This is a genomic window from Streptomyces sp. NPDC047085 (genome assembly GCF_040643735.1).
Classification (GTDB): Bacteria; Actinomycetota; Actinomycetes; order Streptomycetales; family Streptomycetaceae; genus Streptomyces.
In genome coordinates, this window is record NZ_JBEYUW010000004.1 from 276,417 (window position 1) to 295,702 (window position 19,286).

Genomic DNA, 19,286 nt, shown 5'->3' on the forward strand with positions numbered 1-19,286 from the left:
GGCGGTGACCACATGCAGTAATCGGTTCGCCTGTATGGCCTCATTTCAGAGGGTGGTTCCTGGTTTGCGCTGATCAGGTCACTTAACGTCACCCGCGGCGATGATCAGCGCCGCGGCGATCCCGGACGTCCATGGCAGGGCATCGGTCGCCGCCTTCATCCGGAGCACGGGAACGCACTTCGGTGCCGTGCACTGCAGGAGGTCTTGATGTCGGGTATCGCAATCTCGGGGGCGCCGGAACAGGAAGGTACCGGGCGAAATCCCGGGGGCGGGGCTTCATGGTGGGTGGCGCTGCGGGCCTGGGTGACGGGAGTGGCGGTCCTGGCGGGCCTGGCCCTTCCGATCGCCGTGGCCACGCCTGCCGCCGCGCAGACCGGAACCTTCGCCTACGTCGCCAACCTGAACTCGGACGACGTGTCGGTGATCGACACCGCCACCAACACCGTCACCACCACCATCCCCGTCGGCGACGGCCCCAACGACGTGGCGGTCACCCCGGACGGCACCCGCGCCTACGTCACGAACGGCCTCTCGGACAACGTGTCGGTGATCGACACCGCCACCAACACCGTCACCACCACCATCCCCGTCGGTGACGACCCCGAGGGCGTTGCGGTCACCCCGGACGGCACCCGCGCCTACGTCACCAATAACGACTCGGACACCGTGTCGGTGATCGACACCGCCACCAACACCGTCACCACCACCATCGCTGTGGGCGACGGCCCCCGTGGCGTGGCGGTCACCCCGGACGGCACCCGTGTCTACGTCGTCGACACCCTTGCGGACAACGTGTCGGTGATCGACACCGCCACCAACACCGTCACCACCACCGTCACCGTCGGCGACGCGCCTGTGGGCGTGGCGATCACTCCCGACGGCACCCGCGCCTACGTCACCAACCTTCAGCTCATCGGAGGCACCGTGTCGGTGATCGACACCGCCACCAACACCGTCATCGACACCGTCACCGTCGGCAGCGGACCTGTGGGCCTGGCGATCACTCCGGACGGGTCCCGCGTCTACGTCGCCAACACCCGGTCGGACAACGTGTCGGTGATCGACACCGCCACCAACACCGTCACCACCACCATCCCCGCGGGCGACTTGCCCCATGACGTGGCGATCACCCCGGACGGCACCCGCGCCTACGTCCCCAACACCTTGTCGAACGACGTGTCGGTGATCGACACCGCCACCAACACCGTCACCACCACCATTCCCGGCGGCAACGGTCCCTTCGGTGTGGCGATCGGCACCGTCACCACCCAGCGCACCCCGACCACCCTGACCCTGAAGGTGAAGAAGGGGAAGGACGCCTGGGGCAAGGACGGTGTCACCCTGAAGGCCAAGCTGACCGCCGAGGGCCGGCCCCTTGAAGGCAAGACCATCACCTTCACCACCGACTCCACCCTGCTGTGCACCGAGACGACCGACAGCAACGGCAAGGCCACCTGCAAGGCCCCGGGCAAGCAGGACAAGAAGGTCTGCTACACCGCTACGTTCGCCGGTGACGACACCTACGAGCCCTCCACCGCCACCGTCTGCAAGAAGTACCACTACGACAAGGCCGACGCCCTGGGACTGCTCGACCCGAGCGACCTCCAGGACGACGTCCAGGACATGGTGCAGCCTGCTATGGCCTTGGCGGGCCTGGCGGAGTGAGACCGCGGTAATTCGTTCCCCCAACGGCGCATGGATCAGACAGAGAGCCACATCACGACCTCGGCCTGCGCCGGACATCACCCGACCGTACCGGGGAGCGAGGGGCGTGGGGCATGCCTGACAGGTATGTCCCACGCCCGGCGTTCAGCAGGCTGGTCTAAGCGCTCTTGGGCTCAGCCTGCTGGACCACCTCGAAGGACCACAGGGTCGAACCCGTGGCGGCAGGCTTCGGCTTCTCGCCGCTCTCCTCACCACCGCCCTGGTGCGCGGCCTTCATGGGGCCCTCGAGCCAAGCTTGGAACGACTCCTCGTCCCGCCACCGCGTGTAGACGAGGTACTGGTCGGTGCCCTCGACCGGGCGCAGCAGCTCGAACCACTCGAAGCCGTCGGAGTTCTCCACGGCGTGGGCGCGGTGCGCGAACCGCTTCTCCAGGGTCTCCCGCTGCTCGGCGGGAACGGTCAGCACGTTGATCTTGACTACGCTCATGGACCCATCCTGCCCGACATCCCGGCGCGGCTCCGCGACCGGCGTCACCGGCCCGGCGCCCCCGTCCGGCGTCACTGGCCCGGCGATCACACCGGCCCCGGAAATTACCGAACTCCTGTACAACCCTTACCCCTTGCCGCCGGTCTCCTGATCGCCGGCCGTTCGGTGAACCGTGGGACAACCCACGGCGAACACGGACGGTCCGCACCCCGTCGACGTGGATGCCCCGCCAGGCGTCCCCCGCATGCCGCAGGAGAACCCGCATGCACACGCACCGCCGGCTCGCCCTCGCCACGGCCACCGCCGCCGCGCTGACGGGCGGTCTGCTCACCTTCGCCGCCACACCCGCCACGGCCGCCGACTCCGTCAAGGTCGCCAAGGCCGACTTCAACGGCGACGGCATCGGCGACATCGCCACCTCGGCGCCCGGCGCCTACGTCAGCGGCCAGAAGGGCGCAGGCCAGATCGTCGTCCTGTACGGCTCCGCCTCCGGCGTCACCGCCGCCAAGCGCACCGTCATCAGCCAGAACACCACCGGCGTCCCCGGCACCGCCGAGGCCGGCGACGGCTTCGGCCAGGAGACGGCCTTCGGTGACTTCAACAACGACAGCTACGACGACCTCGCCGTCAGCTCCCCGCACGAGAAGGTCGGCACCGACACCAACGGCGGCGACCTCGTCATCCTCTACGGCTCCAAGAACGGCCTGACCGGCAAGTCCGCCCACCTGGTCGACCCGGCCGTCTCCTCCCACGACTACTGGGGCAAGGACCTCGCCGCCGGCGACTTCGACGGCGACGGCAAGACCGACCTGGTCGTCGGCAGCTCCTCCGCCACCCTGTACCTCTACAAGGGCGGCATCAGCAGCTCGGGCACCGCCGGCAGCCGCACCACCATCAAGCCGCCCATCCAGTCCGGCAGCAACGACTACCCGTACGGCCCGCTGAGCCTCACCGCCGGTGACATCAACGGCGACGGCCGCACCGACCTCGTGGTCGACGGCTACGAGACCTCCACGCCGGACGGCTGGAACACCAACTACTGGCTGCCCGGCACCGCGAGCGGTCTGAGCGGCTCCTCCGCCACGGCCCTCAAGCCCGGCATCATCACCGCGATCGGCGACATCAACGGCGACCACTTCGGCGACATCGTCAGCGGAGCCGGCTGGGACGCCACCCTCGACGACGGCACCCCCATCCCGGACGCCTCCAACGGCGGCCGGGTCAACATCACCTACGGCTCCGCCTCCGGCCCGGCCGCCACCACCGGCATCAACCAGAACACCGGCAGCGTCCCCGGCAGCTCCGAGAAGGGCGACTCCTTCGGCTGGGACCTCGACCTGGGCGACGTCAACGGCGACGGCTACCAGGACCTCGTGGTCAGCGCCCCGCTGGAGGACATCGAGGGCGTCACCGACACCGGCGCGGTCACCGTGCTCTACGGCTCAGCGTCCGGAGTGAACACCGCGTCCGGCATCCAGTCGTTCAACCAGAACACCACCGGTGTCCCCGGCGGCAACGAGAAGAACGACCTCTTCGGCGCCGACGTCAAGCTCGACGACGTCACCGGCGACGGCAGGGCCGACCTGGTGATCGGCGCGTACGAGGACAGCGGCGACGGCGCCCTCACCTACCTGCCGTCCAACGGGTCGAAGATCACCACCTCCGGCAGCCGCTTCATCGGGGCCGGCAGCGCCGGCGTCTCCACCTCCGGCACCCCGCAGTTCGGCTCCCTCTTCGCCGACTGACCTGCCCTCCCCCCTCCCCGTCCCGGCCGGGCCCGCACCGTGCGGGCCCGGCCCCACTCCCATCCGGAGCCCCGTCTTGCGCAAGCGCGTCCTCCTGCTGGCCGCCGGCCTGACCACCGGCCTGCTCACCGCCCTTCCCGCCACCCCGGCCGCCGCCGCGCCCTCCCGGCTGTCCGGCGACTTCAACGGCGACGGCTACCTGGACCTCGCCCTGAGCGCCGTCAGCCACGACGTCGGCTCGGCCCAGCAGGCCGGTGCGGTCGTCGTGCTCTACGGCTCGTCCTCGGGCGTCTCGGCCGCCCGGCGCACCCTGATCACGCAGAACTCCGCCGGCGTCCCGGGCACCGCCGAGCCGGGCGACCTCTTCGGCGAGAGCCTGGCCGCCGGCGACCTGGACGGCGACGGCTACTCCGACCTGGTCGTGGGCGCCCCGAACGAGAGCATCGGGGACCGGGACGCCGTGGGCAGCGCCACCATCCTGTGGGGCGGCCCGTCCGGCCTGTCCGGCGGCGCCCTCGTGCCCCAGCCGTCCACCATGGCCGAGTGGGCCGACTTCGCCGTCGGCATCGCGGTCGCCGACTTCGACGGGGACGGCAAGGCCGACGTCACCCTCACCGGCCGGACCGAGACCCGCCTCTACAAGGGCCCCTTCACCCGCACGGGCACCCCGGTGAGCAACGTCCGCGTCGGCGAGCTGGGCACCACGACCGAGGTGTTCGCCGGCGACCTGAACCGCGACGGCGCGGCCGAGCGCTTCTACCCGTTCCTCGTCGACGGCGACGAGGGCGGCGACATCATCTACTACACCTGGACCGGCTCCAGGCACGCCATGAAGGACCTGCCGAACGCCGACGGCCTGCGCGGCTCGGTCGCCGACGTCAACGGCGACGGCTACGGCGACGTCGTACTCGGCGACCCCACGGACCCCAGCACGTACAAGAAGTCCGGCCACAAGGGCGGCCAGATCACCGTCTGGTACGGCGGCCCGAACGGCCCCGACCCCGCCCAGACCCCGACCGTGATCCACCAGGACACCCCGGGCGCGCCCGGCACCGCCGAGACCGACGACATGTTCGGCTCGTCGATCGGCACCGGTGACATCAACCACGACGGCTACGCCGACGTCGCGGTCGGCGCGCCCGGCGAGGCCGTGGGCAGCATTCGCGGGGCCGGCGCGGTGACCATCCTGTTCGGCTCCGCCTCCGGCCTGACCACCAAGGGGGCCAAGACCTGGACGCAGGACACCGAGGGCGTGCCCGGCGGCTCCGAGACGGGCGACGCGTTCGGCCAGTCGGTCCGGCTGACCGACATCAACAAGAACGGCAAGGCCGACCTGATCGTCGGCGCGGGCGGGGAGAACGGGTACGGCGCCGTCACCGTCCTGCGCGGCACCGCCTCCGGCCTGACCACCGACTACGCCACGTTCATCAGCGCCCGCGACGTCTCCGTGAAGGGCCTCGGGGGCTTCGCCTCGGCCATCGCCCAGTGACGCGCCCCCGACCCCGGCATCCCCAAGGGAGCTCCATGCGTACCCGCGTCCTCGCCATCGTCGTCGCCGGGGCCCTGGCCCCGCTCGCCCTGACCGTGCCCGCCGCCCACGCGGCCACGGCCGCCGCCCCGTACGACTTCAACGGCGACGGCCGCGCCGACCTCGCCGTCGGCGCCCCCGACGCGACCGTCGCCGGCCAGTCCAAGGCGGGCGCCGTCTCCGTCGTCTACGGCAGCTCCACCGGGCTGAGGACGGCCACCCGCACCCTGATCACCCAGAACACGTCCGGCGTGCCCGGCACCGCCGAGGCGGGCGACGCGTTCGGCGCCGCCGTCGCCTCGGCGGACCTGAACAAGGACGGGTACGCCGACCTCGTGATCGGCGCCCCCGGCGAGGACGTCGACGGCGACACCAACGACGGCACGGTGGTCGTCGTCTGGGGCGGCAGGAGCGGACTGTCCGGGGCCCGCACGGTCGTCGACTTCTGGCACGACGAGGTGGACCGCTACGGGCAGGCGCTGGCCGTCGGCGACCTCGACGGCGACGGCGACACGGACATCGCGATCGGTGCCACCGGGCCGATCGGCCTGTCCTTCGTCGACGGCCCGATCAGCAGGTCCGGCAGCTGGCAGGGCGGCTCCGGCTCCGGCTTCCCCGACTCCTACTCCCCCTCGTACGGCATCACGTCCCTGTCCGCCGGCCGCGTCTCCCCGGCCTGGTCCACCAGCCTGGTGGTGCACGGCCGGCAGCCGCGCACCGGCGCCGCCGTCACCCACCTGGTCACCGACCCGTCCATCGGCAACTACACCGACTGGATGGAGGACCTGCCCGCCGGGACGGTCTCGGCGATCGGCGACATCGACAAGGACGGGTACGCCGACATCGCGATCGGCAACCCGGCCGAGACCTCCGCCGACCCGGCGGGAGCCAAGGGCGGGAAGGTCACCGTGGTCTACGGCGGACCGGGCGGCAAGGGCACCTCCCACGCCCCGCTGGTGATCGGCCAGGACACGGCCGGCGTGCCCGGCGCGGCCGAGACCGGCGACGCGTTCGGCAGCAGTGTCCACCTGGGCGACGTCAACGGGGACGGGTACAAGGACCTGGCGGTCGGCGCGCCCGGCGAGGACTCCGGCGCCGGTTCCGTCACCCTCCTGTACGGCACCGCCTCCGGCCTGACCACCAAGGGCTCGATGTCGTTCACCCAGAACACCGCGGGCGTCCCCGGGACCGCCGAGAAGGGCGACCGCTTCGGCGCACGGGTGCTGCTCGCCGACCACTCCGGCGACCGGCGCGCCGAGCTGACGGTGGGGGGCTCCGGCGAGAACGCCGGCGACGGCGCGGTCTGGTCGCTGCGCGGCGCGGCCGGCGGCGCCACCACGGCCGGCGCGGTCTCCTTCGGCCCGTCGGCCACCGGGGTCTCCACCGCGGGCACCCCGCGCTACGGCTCGGTCCTCAACAGCTGACGGCGAGCCGGGGAAAGCCCGGGGCTCTCCCTGGGCTTCCCCGGGATCATTCGCTGACGATCCCTTAGGGGATGTCACAGGTCGGCCGCAAAGCCGGGCCCGGACGCCCGGGTCCGGCACGCCACTCTCCGGGACCAGGTACGTTCGAAGACGTGGCTGGATTCAGGATCGGACGCGGGGGCCGGGACAACCGCACCCCCCAGGGACAACAGGCTCCGCAGGGACCGTCGTACGGGCACGGACACGGGAACGGACACGGGCGCGGCCACGGCCGGCCCGGGGGACCGTCGTACGGTTATCCGCCGGCGCCGCAGCCGTCGTACCCCGGACAGGGGCAGCCGTACGGCTACCCGGGCCCCGGCGACGACGGGCCGGAGTACTTCGGCGACGGCGGCTACCCGCAGCAGGGACCCGGCGGCGCCCACGACCCGTACGCGGCGAACAACCCGGGCCACACCCAGGCGTTCTCGATCGACGAGGCCTCCGGCTACACCCAGGGCGCGACCTACCACGCCGGCTCGGCCGCCCCGCCCGGACCGATCGGCCCGCCCCTGCACTGGAAGGAACTGCTGAAGGGGGTCGTCTTCTCCCCCGACCAGACCTTCCTGCGCATGCGGGACTACACGATGTGGGGCCCCGCCCTGATCGTCACGTTCCTCTACGGCCTGCTCGCCGTCTTCGGCTTCGACGGCGCCCGCCAGGACGCGATCAACGCGACCCTCTCCAACGCGGTCCCGATCGTCCTGATCACCGCCGTCACCATGGTTCTGAGCGCCTTCGTCCTGGGCGTGGTCACCCACACCCTGGCCCGCCAGCTCGGCGGCGACGGCGCCTGGCAGCCCACGGTCGGCCTGTCCATGCTGATCACGTCACTCACGGACGCCCCCCGCCTGGTCTTCGCCATGTTCTTCGGCGGCGACGCGGGCTTCGTCCAGGTGCTCGGCTGGGCCACCTGGATCGGCGCGGGCGCCCTGCTCACCCTGATGGTCTCCCGCTCCCACGACCTGCCCTGGCCGAAGGCGCTGGGCGCGTCCGCGATCCAACTGATCGCCCTGCTGTCGATCGTGAAGCTCGGCACGTTCTGAGCGGCGGCACCCAGACGACACCCACGCGAAAGGGCCCCCGGCACCACAGCCGGGGGCCCTTTCCATGCACTCTCTCGTCCGCCCCGGACGCCTCAGGCGTCGAGAACCTGCCCGGCCCGCTTCACCACGGGCGGCTCGACACTCCACGGGAAGTTGATCCACTCATCGGTGCGCTTCCAGACGTACTCGCACTTCACGAGGGAGTGGGACTTCTCGTAGATCACGGCGGAGCGCACCTCGGCGACGTGGTCGAGGCAGAAGTCGTGGACGAGCTTCAGCGTCTTCCCGGTGTCGGCGACGTCGTCGGTGATGAGCACCTTCTTGTCGGAGAAGTCGATGGCGTTGGGGACCGGCGCGAGCATGACGGGCATCTCGAGGGTCGTGCCCACACCGGTGTAGAACTCGACGTTCACCAGGTGGATGTTCTTGCAGTCGAGGGCGTAGGCGAGCCCGCCCGCGACGAACACACCGCCGCGCGCGATGCTCAGCACGATGTCGGGCTCGTACCCGTCGTCGGCGATGGTCTGCGCGAGCTCGCGGACGGCGACGCCGAACCGCTCGTAGGTCAGATTCTCCCGCACGTCACTCATGTCGTCGCTCATCTCGTCGCCGCCCTCACACCTGGGTCCGATGGAAGTTCTGGAAGGACCGCGAGGGGGTCGGCCCGCGCTGGCCCTGGTAGCGGGAGCCGTAGCGCTCACTGCCGTAGGGGAACTCGGCGGGCGAGCTGAGCCGGAACATGCACAGCTGGCCGATCTTCATGCCCGGCCAGAGCTTGATCGGCAGGGTGGCGAGGTTCGACAGCTCCAGGGTGACGTGACCGCTGAACCCGGGGTCGATGAACCCGGCGGTGGAGTGCGTGACGAGCCCGAGCCGCCCGAGCGAGCTCTTGCCCTCGAGGCGGGAGGCGAGATCGTCGGGGAGGGTGATGACCTCGTACGTGCTCGCCAGCACGAACTCCCCGGGGTGCAGGATGAACGGCTCGTCGCCCTCGGGCTCGACCAGTCGGGTCAGATCGGCCTGCTCGACGGAGGGGTCGATGTGCGGGTACCGGTGGTTCTCGAACACCCGGAAGTAGCGGTCCAGCCGTACGTCGATGCTCGACGGCTGCACCATGGTTTCGTCGTAGGGATCGATCCGTACCCGCCCGGCGTCGATCTCGGCCCGGATGTCCTTGTCTGAGAGAAGCACGTAGCGAGGATACGCAAGGCGCGCGGAGCCGTGACAATCGTGACGACCCCGCGCGCCTTTCGATCTTCGGCCTGCCCGCCGGTGCCTACCCGGCCGGCCGCCGCTTCTCCCGCTCGCTACCGCTTCTCCAGGGTGACCGGCACCGCATTGCGGAGCCGGGCACACCGGGGACACCTCACGAGCCGTCCGGGGCCGAGTCGCTCGGCCTGCTGCATCGGGAACGAAGCGGTGCTGAAGACGTGCCCGTCCGCGCAGCGGACGACGGTGCGTTCCATCAAGTCCCTTAAGTCCCTTCCCCAAGAGCCGTATCGGGCTCATTGCCCTGACGACAAAAGCCACATTACGGGATCAAAGAGACGACTCTCCAGGCGGCACTCCGGCCCCACCCGGACCCTCTCCCAGTCCTCCACGGTACGCCCCAACTCGCTTCCCCCGCACGGGGATCCCACCCCTCCCGCGACCCCTGCCCACACGGTCCGAGCACCGGGGGTCCGCGATGAGGTACAGTGAGCGAGCGTTCGGACATCGACTCCGCGAGGGGCGATCTGTCCGTATTACGCGGGTGTAGTTTAATGGTAGAACATCAGCTTCCCAAGCTGAGAGCGCGAGTTCGATTCTCGTCACCCGCTCCATGAGGCCCAGATCATCGATCCGGGCCTTTTTGCTGTCCCTGGTGATCATTGCGTGCCAGATGGTTCACCGGAAGGCCGTGTCCCGGCGAGAGGCTTCCCAGGCTGGGCATGTGAACCCCCGGCCGTTCCCCAGGCCGGATGTCAGAGGCGTGCGGCAGGATGTCGAAGGATGGTGCCGTCCCGGATCTGCCGGTGCCCGGCGAGGGAGCTCCGGGGGAGGACGATATGCCGAAGATCTCGAAAGGGCGGCGCGTGGGGCAGGCCGCCGTGAACGCGCTGCGCTCCCTGTTCGAAGAGCACGACCACATCGTTCAGGAAATTTCCGGGCAGAACGATTTCGGCGAGGACCTCTACGTCACCTTCACCCACAACGGACATCTCACGAGCGACACGATCAAGGTTCAGGTCAAGGGTGGGAGCAGCCGGCGCCGAGGCAACGGCTACGCGGTGCGTGTCGACCAGCACGGCGACACCTGGGCGAACGGGAACATCCCCGTCTACTGCGTGGTGTACGACCCTGACACCAGACAACTGCACTGGGCCAACGGAACCCAACAGCTCCGTCGGTCCGGTCCGCTGAGTCCGCCGCGCTTCATCGGGGTCAGCCCCAACGCGGTGCTGGACGACACCACCATGGAGTCCTTCGTCGCCCAAGCCCGCCGCTACGTGGGGCGTTATCGAGATCGGCAGGCCGTCCTCACCCACCTCGGCGAGATGTCCGGCGTCGAATTCGACCAGGCGGACCACGTTCTGCACTTCGTCAACGGCTACGACGAGGACCTCATCTTCTGGAAGCGCCCGGGGGACCGTGTGGCGACGCTGCTGCTCAGCGCCCAGGACTGGGAACCGGTTCTCGTCACCCTGGAGTCCCTGATGCGCGGCCGGATCGACATACCCGAGGAGATAAGAGGCGGTGAATCCCCGGACCCCGATCTGTGGACCGCCGAGGACCTGGAACTTAGCCCGTCCGAGATCATGTGGGCGACCTCGTGCTTCATGTCCACCCGAGAGGCCGACGAGGGGCCGGGGGACGACGCCATCGGCCTCGTCGAGTGCGCGGGGTGCCCTGACTGCACGGACGAGGAGCCTGTAGAACACGGCCGGATCGAGGCCGACCTGCTCCACGACTACCTCCTGGCCCGTATCCTCGACCGGATCGCCGCCGAGCCCGACCTGATGCGGCGCTCGATCCTGGCCATGCGCGAGGACGGCGAACTCGGACCGGAGATCGTCGCCGAGCTCGGGCCTCTCGAAACCGAGCCCCGTGTCGTCCGTCAGGTGAACATGCTGAGCCGGGCGACAGTGTCGACAGTGGACGACATGGAGCCGGGGGCCTTCCAGCTGGCCGTCCTCTACCTCATACACCGCGTCTACATCGGCGGCCCCTCGCTCCCCCTCGGCGAGCAAGTCCGCATCGTCTGGCGCATACCCGAGCCCACGGCATCCGAGAAGGCCGTCGAGAATGATCAGGCTCCGGCCGCCCGGACGTGACCAACCCGCTGAGTGACACCCGCGCCTCGGCCGCGGCCACGAGCAGCTGCACAGCGATCCTCAGATGTCCCCGGTCTCCCTCCGATTCCGCCAGGGCAGACAGGGGCTCCCCGCGCAGCATGGTCCGTCAGGGCATCCCACAGCCCGGCCGGTGGGGCTTTGGTACACCGTGCCTTCCTGCCGAGCTGGTCCAGGCAGTCCGCGAGTCTGACCCTGCTGGTGGGGAGGCGAGTTCTGCCGGGTTCGCGAGCGTAGACAGGTGTCAGGGGCCCCGAGTGCCGCGCGAAACTGGGCTCAACTTCAAGAGAGCGTGCCCGATGTCCCTGTCCGCCACCATGTCATGCCCGAGGCGGCGGGCGTCCATGGACGACTCGATCAGGGCACTTTGCAGGGCTGTGGTGGTTTTGTACCTGTCGATGAGGGCGCAGCCACCGGCGAGGTACTGGGTGATCTGCCCCAGACGAACTGGCCGTTGATATCAACCGAGCAGTTTCACGGCGCGGGCTAGGCTCTTGTCTCGATGCCCCGGCGGCGAATGTGCCGCAGTCGACGTCCATATGATCTCCGCACAGCGAGCACCATCTCTGCAAAGCGCCTCGGCTCAGACCTTCTCCGAACTCACGCGTGGATGCCCGGCAGTGAGCAGAGCGATGTCTTCTACATCGGACGTCAGGATCGTCACCCGGCCGGGACGCTGCAGGGCGGTCGCGCACAGCATGGCGTCGATGGCGTACTTGTGGCCGTGCAGCCCCGCAGTACGCAGCAAAGCGGCAGCGGATTGCGCGACGGCCTGGGTCACCGGCTCGACACTCAGGCGGGACAGGGTCCACTTCAGTGCGGCTTCGTTGATCTTCGGGTGGATCACCTCGACGAGTACCGCTGCCGAGGTGATCACGGGCAGGTCCGCGTCGCGAGCCGCCGTCAGCCACTCGTGGATTTCCCGGTCACGCTGTACGGCCTTCGCCAGGCCCTCGCTGTCCAGGACCAGGGCACCGCTCACGCGGCCGCCCCGGCATTTGAAGCACCGCCGGTCAACCGAGCCCGCTTCGCCGCCACGGCCTCAGGGTCGGCCGGGCCGTGCACCTTGTCGAAGTCCGCGATCAGCTCGTCCAGGTTGTCCCGCTCGATCTGCCGCTGGGCCGCCTTCTCCAGGTACGCCGAGACACCCCGCTTGCCGACCCGCTCACGGATCGCCTGCAGGGTTCCGGCGGTCAGCGTGACGGAGATGCCACTGGTGGGGCCGTCGCCGGGCAGGAAGTCAACGTCGTCATCAGCCACACCCCGATTATGCCATTGAAAATGGCATAGTGGGCGGCAAGTGCATCACGAGACTCTGATCGGAGCCGGAGGATCCCTGTGTCGGAGGTTGGGCCGGAGGTTCGTGGGTACTGTGCAGCCGCAACGCTCGCTCAACGGTTGCCTCTGCATCGGGCGGACCGCGCCCGGTTGTCCCCTCGGTGGCGCCGGTCTCCCCCCTTCTGGGATTCCGTGCCCTCCGCGTGCCCGTAAGAGCGGAAAACCACGGTGAGCAGTGGTGCAATCCGACGCGCACGACCACTCCGAGATCCCAGTATCCGTGCTGTTCAGAGGCATGCAGCCAGTGCAAGCGCCGTCGCTTCCCAAGCTGAGAGCGCGAGTTCGATTCTCGTCACCCGCTCTTCTTAAAGCCCCAGGTCAACGGCCTGGGGCTTGTGTTTTGTCGAAGGTTGTCCGGCAGTTTCCGGCCCGCTGGGCGCACGAAGATCGGGCACGCGGAGGGCACGGGTTCCGCGCGGCAGCCGTATGCGATGCCGACCGAAGTCCCTTTCATCGGCTGGGACTTCGATGCCGGAAGCTCGTCACAGCGGCAGACCGTCGGGCAGGACCCGGAATGCCTTGTGACGACCCAAAGGCCGTACGGCACCAAAGTCTCGCCGGTCGAGGGTGAGGATCGCGTCGGTGTCGTAGTCTGCGGCCAGCGCCACGTTCACCGCGTCGGCGAGGTCGAGATCCAGTGCGTGGTAACGGACGCGAACGGACTGGGCTGCGCCCAGGTGATCCCCTGTGATCTCCGGCATGACGACCCGGCCCCGGCTCATCCAGCGGCGGAGGTCGTCAACCGCGCTGACGGCGGCCTCCCGCCCGATCTCTCGCGTGGCGACGTGATCGAGTTCCGCCAGCAGGAGCGGCGACATGACCAGCAGGCCAGCCGCCATGATCGCCTCGTTCGCCGCCCTGTGCTCCGGGTGCGTCGAGTCGAGGGCGGCCAGGAGGCCGGACGTGTCCGCGATGACGATGATCACGCAGCAGGCCCGGAGTCCGTCTTGCGGCGGACCGCGTCGCCAACCACGTCACGGACCTCGGCCTTCGATGGCGTACGTCCCGGCCCCTCGAAGGTGCGCGAGAACAGCGGCTCGTCCCAGACGCGGTTCGCCATCGCCGCAAGGTGGATCCCCTGCCGCCTGCCATGGGCACTCGCCGAGGCTCAGGCGTTCCGCCTCCAGGGGATCGGCCGACTGGGCCCGCGCCCAACGGGCCGCCGCCAAGCAGCAGGCGGAACAGGACGCGTCCGCTTATCCGGCGGCCGAGACGCCACGACTCCGGGATACGACAGCAGTCGGCCGCCGAGGCCGGACCGTGGTGGCAGGTCCTGACCGCCACCGACGAGGAGACCGTCTGCGAGGCGGTGAACACCGCCTTCTCCGACAATCCGGCGGCCATCCCGTGTGGCCGTGCGAGGCTGCGCCGCGGTCGCCGTCCCGCCCAGCGGCTGGGCGTTCAGCGTGACGGCGCCGCCGTCCGAGGACCTGGCGCGCAGGAGGCGCTCGTAAGCGACGTGGACTTCCCCTGGTGCGTCCTGCTCCACGTCGACGAGGTCGTAAGGCCGATCGCTGCAGGGGGCCAGGACGAGGGCGAGCGCAGTACCAAGGGCGGCGCCCCTTCAAGGGGTGCCGCCCTTGGGCGTTCAGACTGCGCGGGACTCAGGAGTGATGGCACTCCCCGAGACTCAGGAGTTGCTGAACGCGTCCCGCAGCCGCATCTCGTTGAAGCCGTTGCCGTCGTAGTCGTCCGAGTACGTCAGCGCGAGCCGGCCGGTCGAGGCCAGGGTCACGGCCGGGCCGCCCTGACCGCCGCCGGTCACCACGTTCATCCGGTAGGCGGGGAGCCTGCCGGTCGTCGTGCCGTCCGCGTTGAAGCCGCGGGCCCACACGTCGTCCTTGCCCGCGTACAGGCTCCCGCCGATGTTCACGTCGAAGGCCTCCTTCCACGCGACCACGAAGCTGCCGTCGTCGGCGACCGCGACATCGGCGATGTCCTGGTCGGAGATCGGCCGCTGGCCGTCGACGTACGGGCCGCTGCTGGTGCCGTCCTCGGTGGTCCGCTGCTCGGCCGCCGCGGCGCTGCCGGTCGCGGAGAAGATGCGGTCGTAGATCCGCTGCGGCCGCACCAGCGTGCCGGTGCCAGTGGTGTACTCGTCCGTCCACGCCACGACGAACCGGCCGTCGCCCGTCGACGCCACCGCAGGAACGGACTGCTGCCCGTCGGTGAGGGAGTTGGCCACCTTACGGGCCACGGCAAAGCCGCCCGAGGTGTTCAGCTTCGCGAGACCGATGTTGATGCCGCCGTTGCCGTCCGCGTCCTCCTCCCAGACGATCGCGGTGTTCCCGGCGTCGTCGATCGCCGCGTCGGGGCGGCGGTTCGACCCGGCCGCACCCGAGTTGATCGTGCTGACCTGGACGTCCTGGTAGCGCAGCGTACCGGTCCCGGACCAGCTGCTCGCGTAGATCTGGTTGAGCGTGGAGCCGTCGGCCGTGCTCTCCCAGGCGACGGTGTAGGAGCCGTCGCCGGCCACCGCGACCGTCGGCCGCAGCTGGTCCCCGCTACCGGAGGCGTGCGGGCGCGGCAGGGCGGTCACCGTGCCGTCCGGGGCCACCTTGACCACGGCGATGTCGGCGAACTTGTTGCCGTCGTCGTCCTTGGCCCACGCGACGATCGCGTTGCCCTGGTCGTCCACGCCTACGTCGGGCTTCTGGTGCGACCAGGTCGTGTTGCCGGCGGTGCCGCTGTTGCTCAGCAGCTTCTCGTTCCACAGCGCGACGCCGTCCTTGTACATGCGGATGTACACGTCGGTGCCCAGCTCGGGGTCCGAGGAGTCGTGCCGGTCGCCCTGCTCGTACACCACCGCGGTGTAGACGGACGAGGTGCCGCCGGAGGCGATGGCGCTGTAGTGCTGGTCGCCGTTGGCCTGTACGTTGACCCGCGAGTAGTGCTGGGACGTCGAGCCGTACTTCGAGGCGTCGATGTCGACCGCACCCGAGTGCACTTTGTTGAAGTTGGCGACGTAGGCCTGGTAGACGGCCGGGTCGTCGATGCGCAGCAGCGTCTCGTCGTTCGTCTTCAGCGAGCCCGAGGTCCAGTTGTGCGAGCCCGTGTACACGTGCTGGACCTTGGTGCCGTCGGCTTTCGTCCACTCCGTCAGCAGGTACTTGGAGTGGGTGGTGCCGTGGTTGCAGGAGGCGGTCGCCGAGGACTTGTAGCGGCACCCGCCGGGGCGGTTGCCGTAGGCCGCGATGTCGAGGGCGGTCAGGTCGTTGACGCCGTCGTTGCCGCCGCCGTTGCTGAGATCGCGGACGTTCGCGTCGACGCTGCACCCCTGGGACCGCTTCGCCTGGAGGGCGTCGTAGACAGCCGGGCGGGTGGTCCGCTGGTCGAGCTCGGCCGCCGAGATCCTGATCTTTCCGTCGATCGAGCAGTCGACCTTGTCGATGAACGAGGCGAGGATGTCGGCGTTGCCGTAGTGGGTGGCGTCCGAGGCGGTGTTACGGGGGAAGAAGAACGCCTCGACGGGAGAGCTCGGGTCGCCCGTGGTGTAGTCGTACGTTGTGTGCAGGCTGTCGCCGACATGCCTGATCTGGTCGTTGAAGTGCGCGCGGTACCGGGAGGCGAGGGTCGCGTTGTTGGACACGACGACCGCGTTGTTGATCTCGCCGTCCTGGCCGCCCGCGAGGTTCTGCGAGCTCTGCCAGACGACGTTCGTGCGTCCGTCGGTGAGCGCGTCGAACACGATGTACTTGTCGTGGTCGATCGCGTTCGTGTCGCCCGAACCGTTGCCCAGGCAGCCGCGGGAGCACCAGGTGAGGCTGGAGTTGCCCGTCAGCGTCAGACTGTCCAGGTCGCTGCTGGCCCGGTTCGCCGACTCCGAGATGATGCGCAGCGTGACGCCACGGCTCTGGGCGGCGGTGAGCTTCGCCCGCAGACCCGAGCTGTTGAACCAGTACATGCCCATGTACAGCGTCGAGTTGGGCGCCGCGAGATCGATCAGGTCGCCGACCGAGGTGTTGATCGAGGAGTCGTAGGTCGTGGGCGTGGGGTAGTTGAACACCGCGGTGTAGTTTCCGGAGACGACGGTCTCCGCGTGAGCGGTGGCCGGAGCGAGCAGTGCCGCACCGAGCGCGAGAGGGGCCACGACTGCCGCCGAGCGCCGTATCTGTCTACCCATCTGTTTCCTTTATCTAAACACGAGTTGGGAAAGAGAACATCCTACGGCCCACTTATTACGTTCTTGACCGGCGGTTGACGCGTCAGCGCACGCTCCGTCGCCGACCGCGCACCGGGGTCGTCGGCCTCGTGGTCGCTGCCACGGCCGAGTTGGCGAGCACTTCGCCGGAGGGCTGCGCACTGGCGACGTGCACTCCCCGCCTCCCCTCGTCGGACATGCGAACGAGCCGAGCCAAGCACAGAGGCCGTTCTCGGGTGCCCTGTCCGCCGCACTTCGAAGCCGTGCCCACGACGTGCCCATAAGAGCGGACAACCACGGTCAACAGCAATGTGACCGGACCCGCGCGACGATACCGACACGATGAACGCCCGCAGGTCACCTACCCTGCGGCCGCGCAAGCGCCGTGGCTTCCCAAGGGAGGCGCTCGGAGCGGCCTTGCCGGGTCGGGATCTCGCTGCTGTCCCGCACCTTCCCCGACCAGCCATCAGGCGTTCGCCACCGCCGCGTTAGGCGTGCCGTGCTCCGCAGCGAACGGGAAGCGGTCAAGGCGAAAAAGATCTGTGGCTCTTCGCGGCAACCTTTTCGGCCTCTGGGACCACTCAGTGTTGTCCGGCCAAGTGGTCCGGTCAGATGCGACGGCTGAAAGAGAGCACAGGCGTGTCCCTGGAACGAGAGCACAGACATGTCCCCGGCCCACCCACGTCATCGGTGGCGTCCCGCGCCGGCGGCCACCGTGCCGACGGCGGCGCGCGCGGTGATCGCCCGAAGCATCGTGGCCGTCGGCTGCTCGCGCGTCGGGGTCTCTGGGCGGGTCTTGCCATGGTGGTCGTGGCCGGCTCGGCTGTCGTGGTCAGCCAGGCCTCGGCGCAGCAAGAAACCCTGGATCTGAAGAAGTGGTACGTGCTGGTCAACCGCAACAGCGGCAAGGTGCTGGACGACGGCGCCTCCGCCAAGAACGACGGCGCGGCGGTGGTGCAGTGGAGCCGTCACGGCGGCGCCAACCAGCAGTGGCGGTTCATCGACGCGGGTGACGGGTACTACCGGCTGCAGAACCGGAACTCCGGCAAGGTGCTGGACGACCTCGGCTGGTCGAAGACCGCCGGCTCCGCCCTTGTGCAGTGGAAAGACCTGAACGGCACCAACCAGCAGTTCAAACTGGCCAAGTCGGCGGCCGGCTACGTGCGTTTGGTCAATCGCTTCAGTGGCATGGCTGTCGATGTCCACAACGCCGCCAAGGCCGACGGGGGCGACGTCGTCCAGAACCGCGACCGGGGCGGTGCCAATCAGCAGTGGCAACTCGTCCCGGCCGGGAGTGTCGGCACGCAGCCGTCGTCGGCGCCGTCTCCTGCGGCCGGTGGCGGCAGCTCGACGACACGTTTCATGGGCAGCAGCACGGTGCTCATCGGCGGCTCGATGACCGACGCCTCGGCGACCGCCGCGCCGTTCGACGTGCGCTACGCCTATGTGCACAGCCAGCCCGCGCCCTCGTCGGACTACTACTCTGCAGCGCGCTGCCACGACGGGTGGTCGGGCTGGTGGGGCTGCTGGAACGGCAGCACCACGGCGCCCGGCACTTACGTGACCTGGCGGGACACCGTGGCGGCCCAGGCGACGTACAAGGGCAGCCCGCGTCCGCAGAAGATGCTCTGGACCTGGTACTCGTTGCGCGACCTCGGGGATGCGGCAGGGGAGGGCGACGGCCCGGGCGAGGTCAAGGCCATCAACCGGCTTGACCTGCTCACCCGGTACATGAACGACTACCGTTTCTTCCTCCAGAAGATCGGCACGTCGCACGACGCGATCGACCTTGAGCCCGACTTCTGGGGCTACGTCCGGTCGCTCGGCGATCCGCACCAGGTTGCCGCACAGGTCTCGGCCGCAAACCCTACCGATTGCGGATCGCAGGAGAACAGCGCCGCCGGACTCTCCCGCTGCCTGATGTCGATGGCGCACAAGTACGCGCCGAACACCGCGGTGGGGATGCACCTTTCCTGCTTCGACTGGCAGACCAACACACAGGCTTGCGTCAAGGACTACGCGGACCTCGGGGCACAGAACGCCGACTTCCTGGCCACCGATGTGTCGGACCGCGACGCAGGCTGGTACGCACAGCCGGCCCACGGCGGCAGTGACCACTTCTGGACCGACCAGAAGGCCGCCGCCGCGCTGCAGTTCTACAAGACGATGGCCGAGTCCGTGGGCAAGCCGGTGGTCCTGTGGCAGATCCCCGTGGGCAACATGGCGCAGAACAACACTCTCAACCATTACAAGGACGACAAGGTGGACTGGTTCTTCGCGCACATGGACCAGGTCGCGAACGCCCATGTCGCCGGCCTGCTCTTCGGTCCAGGGCAGCAGGAACAGACAACGGCCGAGTCCGACGGCGGAAACCTGATCCGTAAGACGATCGGCTATCACAACTCGGGCGGTACAGCGCTCAAGTAGGCGAAGGCACGAATGCGCCCCCATCTCTCCGATGGGGGCGCATTCGTCATCTTCGTCGGGCTCAGCGGGTGGAGGTGCTCACGCCGTAGACCGCTCGTCTACGTGCCGGTGCAC

At 69.2% G+C, this 19,286-nt stretch carries 16 protein-coding genes and 1 tRNA gene; 8 read left to right on the forward strand and 9 right to left on the reverse strand.

The genetic code is table 11. From position 1 onward, the window contains the following. The first annotated feature begins 207 nt into the window (after positions 1–207). On the forward strand, positions 208–1,665 hold the full coding sequence (locus tag ABZ865_RS16765) for a beta-propeller fold lactonase family protein (RefSeq protein WP_361230424.1): 1,458 nt from the start codon (positions 208–210) through the stop codon (positions 1,663–1,665). Positions 1,666–1,822: 157 nt separating this feature from the next. On the opposite strand, the gene ABZ865_RS16770 is transcribed toward ABZ865_RS16765, so the two are convergent. Beyond that, complete coding sequence (locus ABZ865_RS16770; protein WP_361230427.1) at positions 1,823–2,152, reverse strand: antibiotic biosynthesis monooxygenase; 330 nt, start codon at positions 2,150–2,152, stop codon at positions 1,823–1,825. A gap of 263 nt (positions 2,153–2,415) precedes the next feature. Between ABZ865_RS16770 and ABZ865_RS16775 the strand changes: the two genes are divergently transcribed. From ABZ865_RS16775 to ABZ865_RS16790, 4 genes are all read left to right on the forward strand, one after another. Next, on the forward strand, positions 2,416–3,897 hold the full coding sequence (locus ABZ865_RS16775; protein ID WP_361230429.1) for an FG-GAP and VCBS repeat-containing protein: 1,482 nt from the start codon (positions 2,416–2,418) through the stop codon (positions 3,895–3,897). A 76-nt stretch (positions 3,898–3,973) separates the two neighbouring features. Further along, positions 3,974–5,386, forward strand: a complete 1,413-nt coding sequence (locus tag ABZ865_RS16780; protein WP_361230432.1) for an FG-GAP-like repeat-containing protein — start codon at positions 3,974–3,976, stop codon at positions 5,384–5,386. Positions 5,387–5,421: 35 nt separating this feature from the next. Further along, a complete protein-coding gene (locus ABZ865_RS16785) occupies positions 5,422–6,849 on the forward strand; it encodes a hypothetical protein (RefSeq protein WP_361230435.1) in 1,428 nt (475 codons plus the stop codon). Between the two features lie 71 nt (positions 6,850–6,920). Further along, positions 6,921–7,934, forward strand: a complete 1,014-nt coding sequence (locus ABZ865_RS16790; protein WP_361230438.1) for a Yip1 family protein — start codon at positions 6,921–6,923, stop codon at positions 7,932–7,934. Between the two features lie 92 nt (positions 7,935–8,026). Here the strand turns inward: ABZ865_RS16790 and ABZ865_RS16795 are convergent, their stop codons facing one another. The 3 genes from ABZ865_RS16795 to ABZ865_RS16805 form a co-directional block, all read right to left on the reverse strand. Continuing rightward, positions 8,027–8,524 carry a phosphoribosyltransferase gene (locus ABZ865_RS16795; RefSeq protein WP_361230441.1) on the reverse strand — a complete coding sequence of 166 codons (498 nt, stop codon included), beginning with the start codon at positions 8,522–8,524 and terminating at the stop codon, positions 8,027–8,029. Positions 8,525–8,549: 25 nt separating this feature from the next. Next, positions 8,550–9,125 carry a dCTP deaminase gene (gene dcd / locus ABZ865_RS16800; RefSeq protein WP_361230443.1) on the reverse strand — a complete coding sequence of 192 codons (576 nt, stop codon included), beginning with the start codon at positions 9,123–9,125 and terminating at the stop codon, positions 8,550–8,552. Positions 9,126–9,241: 116 nt separating this feature from the next. After that, entirely contained in the window at positions 9,242–9,400 is a 159-nt protein-coding gene (locus ABZ865_RS16805; RefSeq protein ID WP_361230446.1) for a hypothetical protein, read from the reverse strand. 283 nt (positions 9,401–9,683) lie between these two features. On the opposite strand from ABZ865_RS16805, the gene ABZ865_RS16810 reads away from it, so the two are divergent. Together ABZ865_RS16810 and ABZ865_RS16815 are read left to right on the forward strand one after the other, a co-directional pair. Beyond that, a tRNA-Gly gene (locus ABZ865_RS16810) sits at positions 9,684–9,757 on the forward strand. A 225-nt stretch (positions 9,758–9,982) separates the two neighbouring features. Next, a complete protein-coding gene (locus ABZ865_RS16815) occupies positions 9,983–11,248 on the forward strand; it encodes a DUF4365 domain-containing protein (protein WP_361230449.1) in 1,266 nt (421 codons plus the stop codon). A 601-nt stretch (positions 11,249–11,849) separates the two neighbouring features. Here ABZ865_RS16815 and ABZ865_RS16820 read toward each other — a convergent pair. The 5 genes from ABZ865_RS16820 to ABZ865_RS16840 form a co-directional block, all read right to left on the reverse strand. Continuing rightward, complete coding sequence (locus ABZ865_RS16820; RefSeq protein ID WP_361230452.1) at positions 11,850–12,248, reverse strand: PIN domain-containing protein; 399 nt, start codon at positions 12,246–12,248, stop codon at positions 11,850–11,852. Next, positions 12,245–12,526: a hypothetical protein gene (locus ABZ865_RS16825; RefSeq protein WP_358733054.1), complete on the reverse strand. Its 282-nt coding sequence runs from the start codon at positions 12,524–12,526 to the stop codon at positions 12,245–12,247. The genes ABZ865_RS16820 and ABZ865_RS16825 overlap by 4 nt, the downstream gene beginning before the upstream one ends. A 560-nt stretch (positions 12,527–13,086) precedes the next feature. Then, the gene (locus ABZ865_RS16830) at positions 13,087–13,530 is read right to left on the reverse strand and encodes a PIN domain-containing protein (protein WP_361230456.1); all 444 of its coding nucleotides are present in this window, start codon (positions 13,528–13,530) and stop codon (positions 13,087–13,089) included. Beyond that, positions 13,527–13,664 carry a hypothetical protein gene (locus ABZ865_RS16835; RefSeq protein WP_361230460.1) on the reverse strand — a complete coding sequence of 46 codons (138 nt, stop codon included), beginning with the start codon at positions 13,662–13,664 and terminating at the stop codon, positions 13,527–13,529. The genes ABZ865_RS16830 and ABZ865_RS16835 overlap by 4 nt, the downstream gene beginning before the upstream one ends. A gap of 570 nt (positions 13,665–14,234) precedes the next feature. Next, positions 14,235–16,727, reverse strand: a complete 2,493-nt coding sequence (locus ABZ865_RS16840; RefSeq protein WP_361230463.1) for a phospholipase D-like domain-containing protein — start codon at positions 16,725–16,727, stop codon at positions 14,235–14,237. 819 nt (positions 16,728–17,546) lie between these two features. On the opposite strand from ABZ865_RS16840, the gene ABZ865_RS16845 reads away from it, so the two are divergent. Next, positions 17,547–19,172, forward strand: coding sequence for an RICIN domain-containing protein (locus tag ABZ865_RS16845; protein WP_361230466.1), 1,626 nt, complete (start codon positions 17,547–17,549; stop codon positions 19,170–19,172). Positions 19,173–19,286: the final 114 nt, after the last annotated feature.

Excerpts from the sequence above, each read along its gene's own strand:
- ABZ865_RS16805 (WP_361230446.1), bottom strand. The coding sequence starts at position 9,400 with ATGGAACGCACCGTCGTCCGCTGCGCGGACGGGCACGTCTTCAGCACC.
- ABZ865_RS16770 (WP_361230427.1), bottom strand. The coding sequence starts at position 2,152 with ATGAGCGTAGTCAAGATCAACGTGCTGACCGTTCCCGCCGAGCAGCGG.
- ABZ865_RS16785 (WP_361230435.1), top strand. The coding sequence starts at position 5,422 with ATGCGTACCCGCGTCCTCGCCATCGTCGTCGCCGGGGCCCTGGCCCCG.
- ABZ865_RS16815 (WP_361230449.1), top strand. The coding sequence starts at position 9,983 with ATGCCGAAGATCTCGAAAGGGCGGCGCGTGGGGCAGGCCGCCGTGAAC.
- ABZ865_RS16835 (WP_361230460.1), bottom strand. The coding sequence starts at position 13,664 with ATGGCGAACCGCGTCTGGGACGAGCCGCTGTTCTCGCGCACCTTCGAG.
- ABZ865_RS16795 (WP_361230441.1), bottom strand. The coding sequence starts at position 8,524 with ATGAGTGACGTGCGGGAGAATCTGACCTACGAGCGGTTCGGCGTCGCC.
- ABZ865_RS16765 (WP_361230424.1), top strand. The coding sequence starts at position 208 with ATGTCGGGTATCGCAATCTCGGGGGCGCCGGAACAGGAAGGTACCGGG.
- ABZ865_RS16790 (WP_361230438.1), top strand. The coding sequence starts at position 6,921 with ATGTCACAGGTCGGCCGCAAAGCCGGGCCCGGACGCCCGGGTCCGGCA.
- ABZ865_RS16840 (WP_361230463.1), bottom strand. The coding sequence starts at position 16,727 with ATGGGTAGACAGATACGGCGCTCGGCGGCAGTCGTGGCCCCTCTCGCG.
- ABZ865_RS16775 (WP_361230429.1), top strand. The coding sequence starts at position 2,416 with ATGCACACGCACCGCCGGCTCGCCCTCGCCACGGCCACCGCCGCCGCG.
- ABZ865_RS16845 (WP_361230466.1), top strand. The coding sequence starts at position 17,547 with ATGGTGGTCGTGGCCGGCTCGGCTGTCGTGGTCAGCCAGGCCTCGGCG.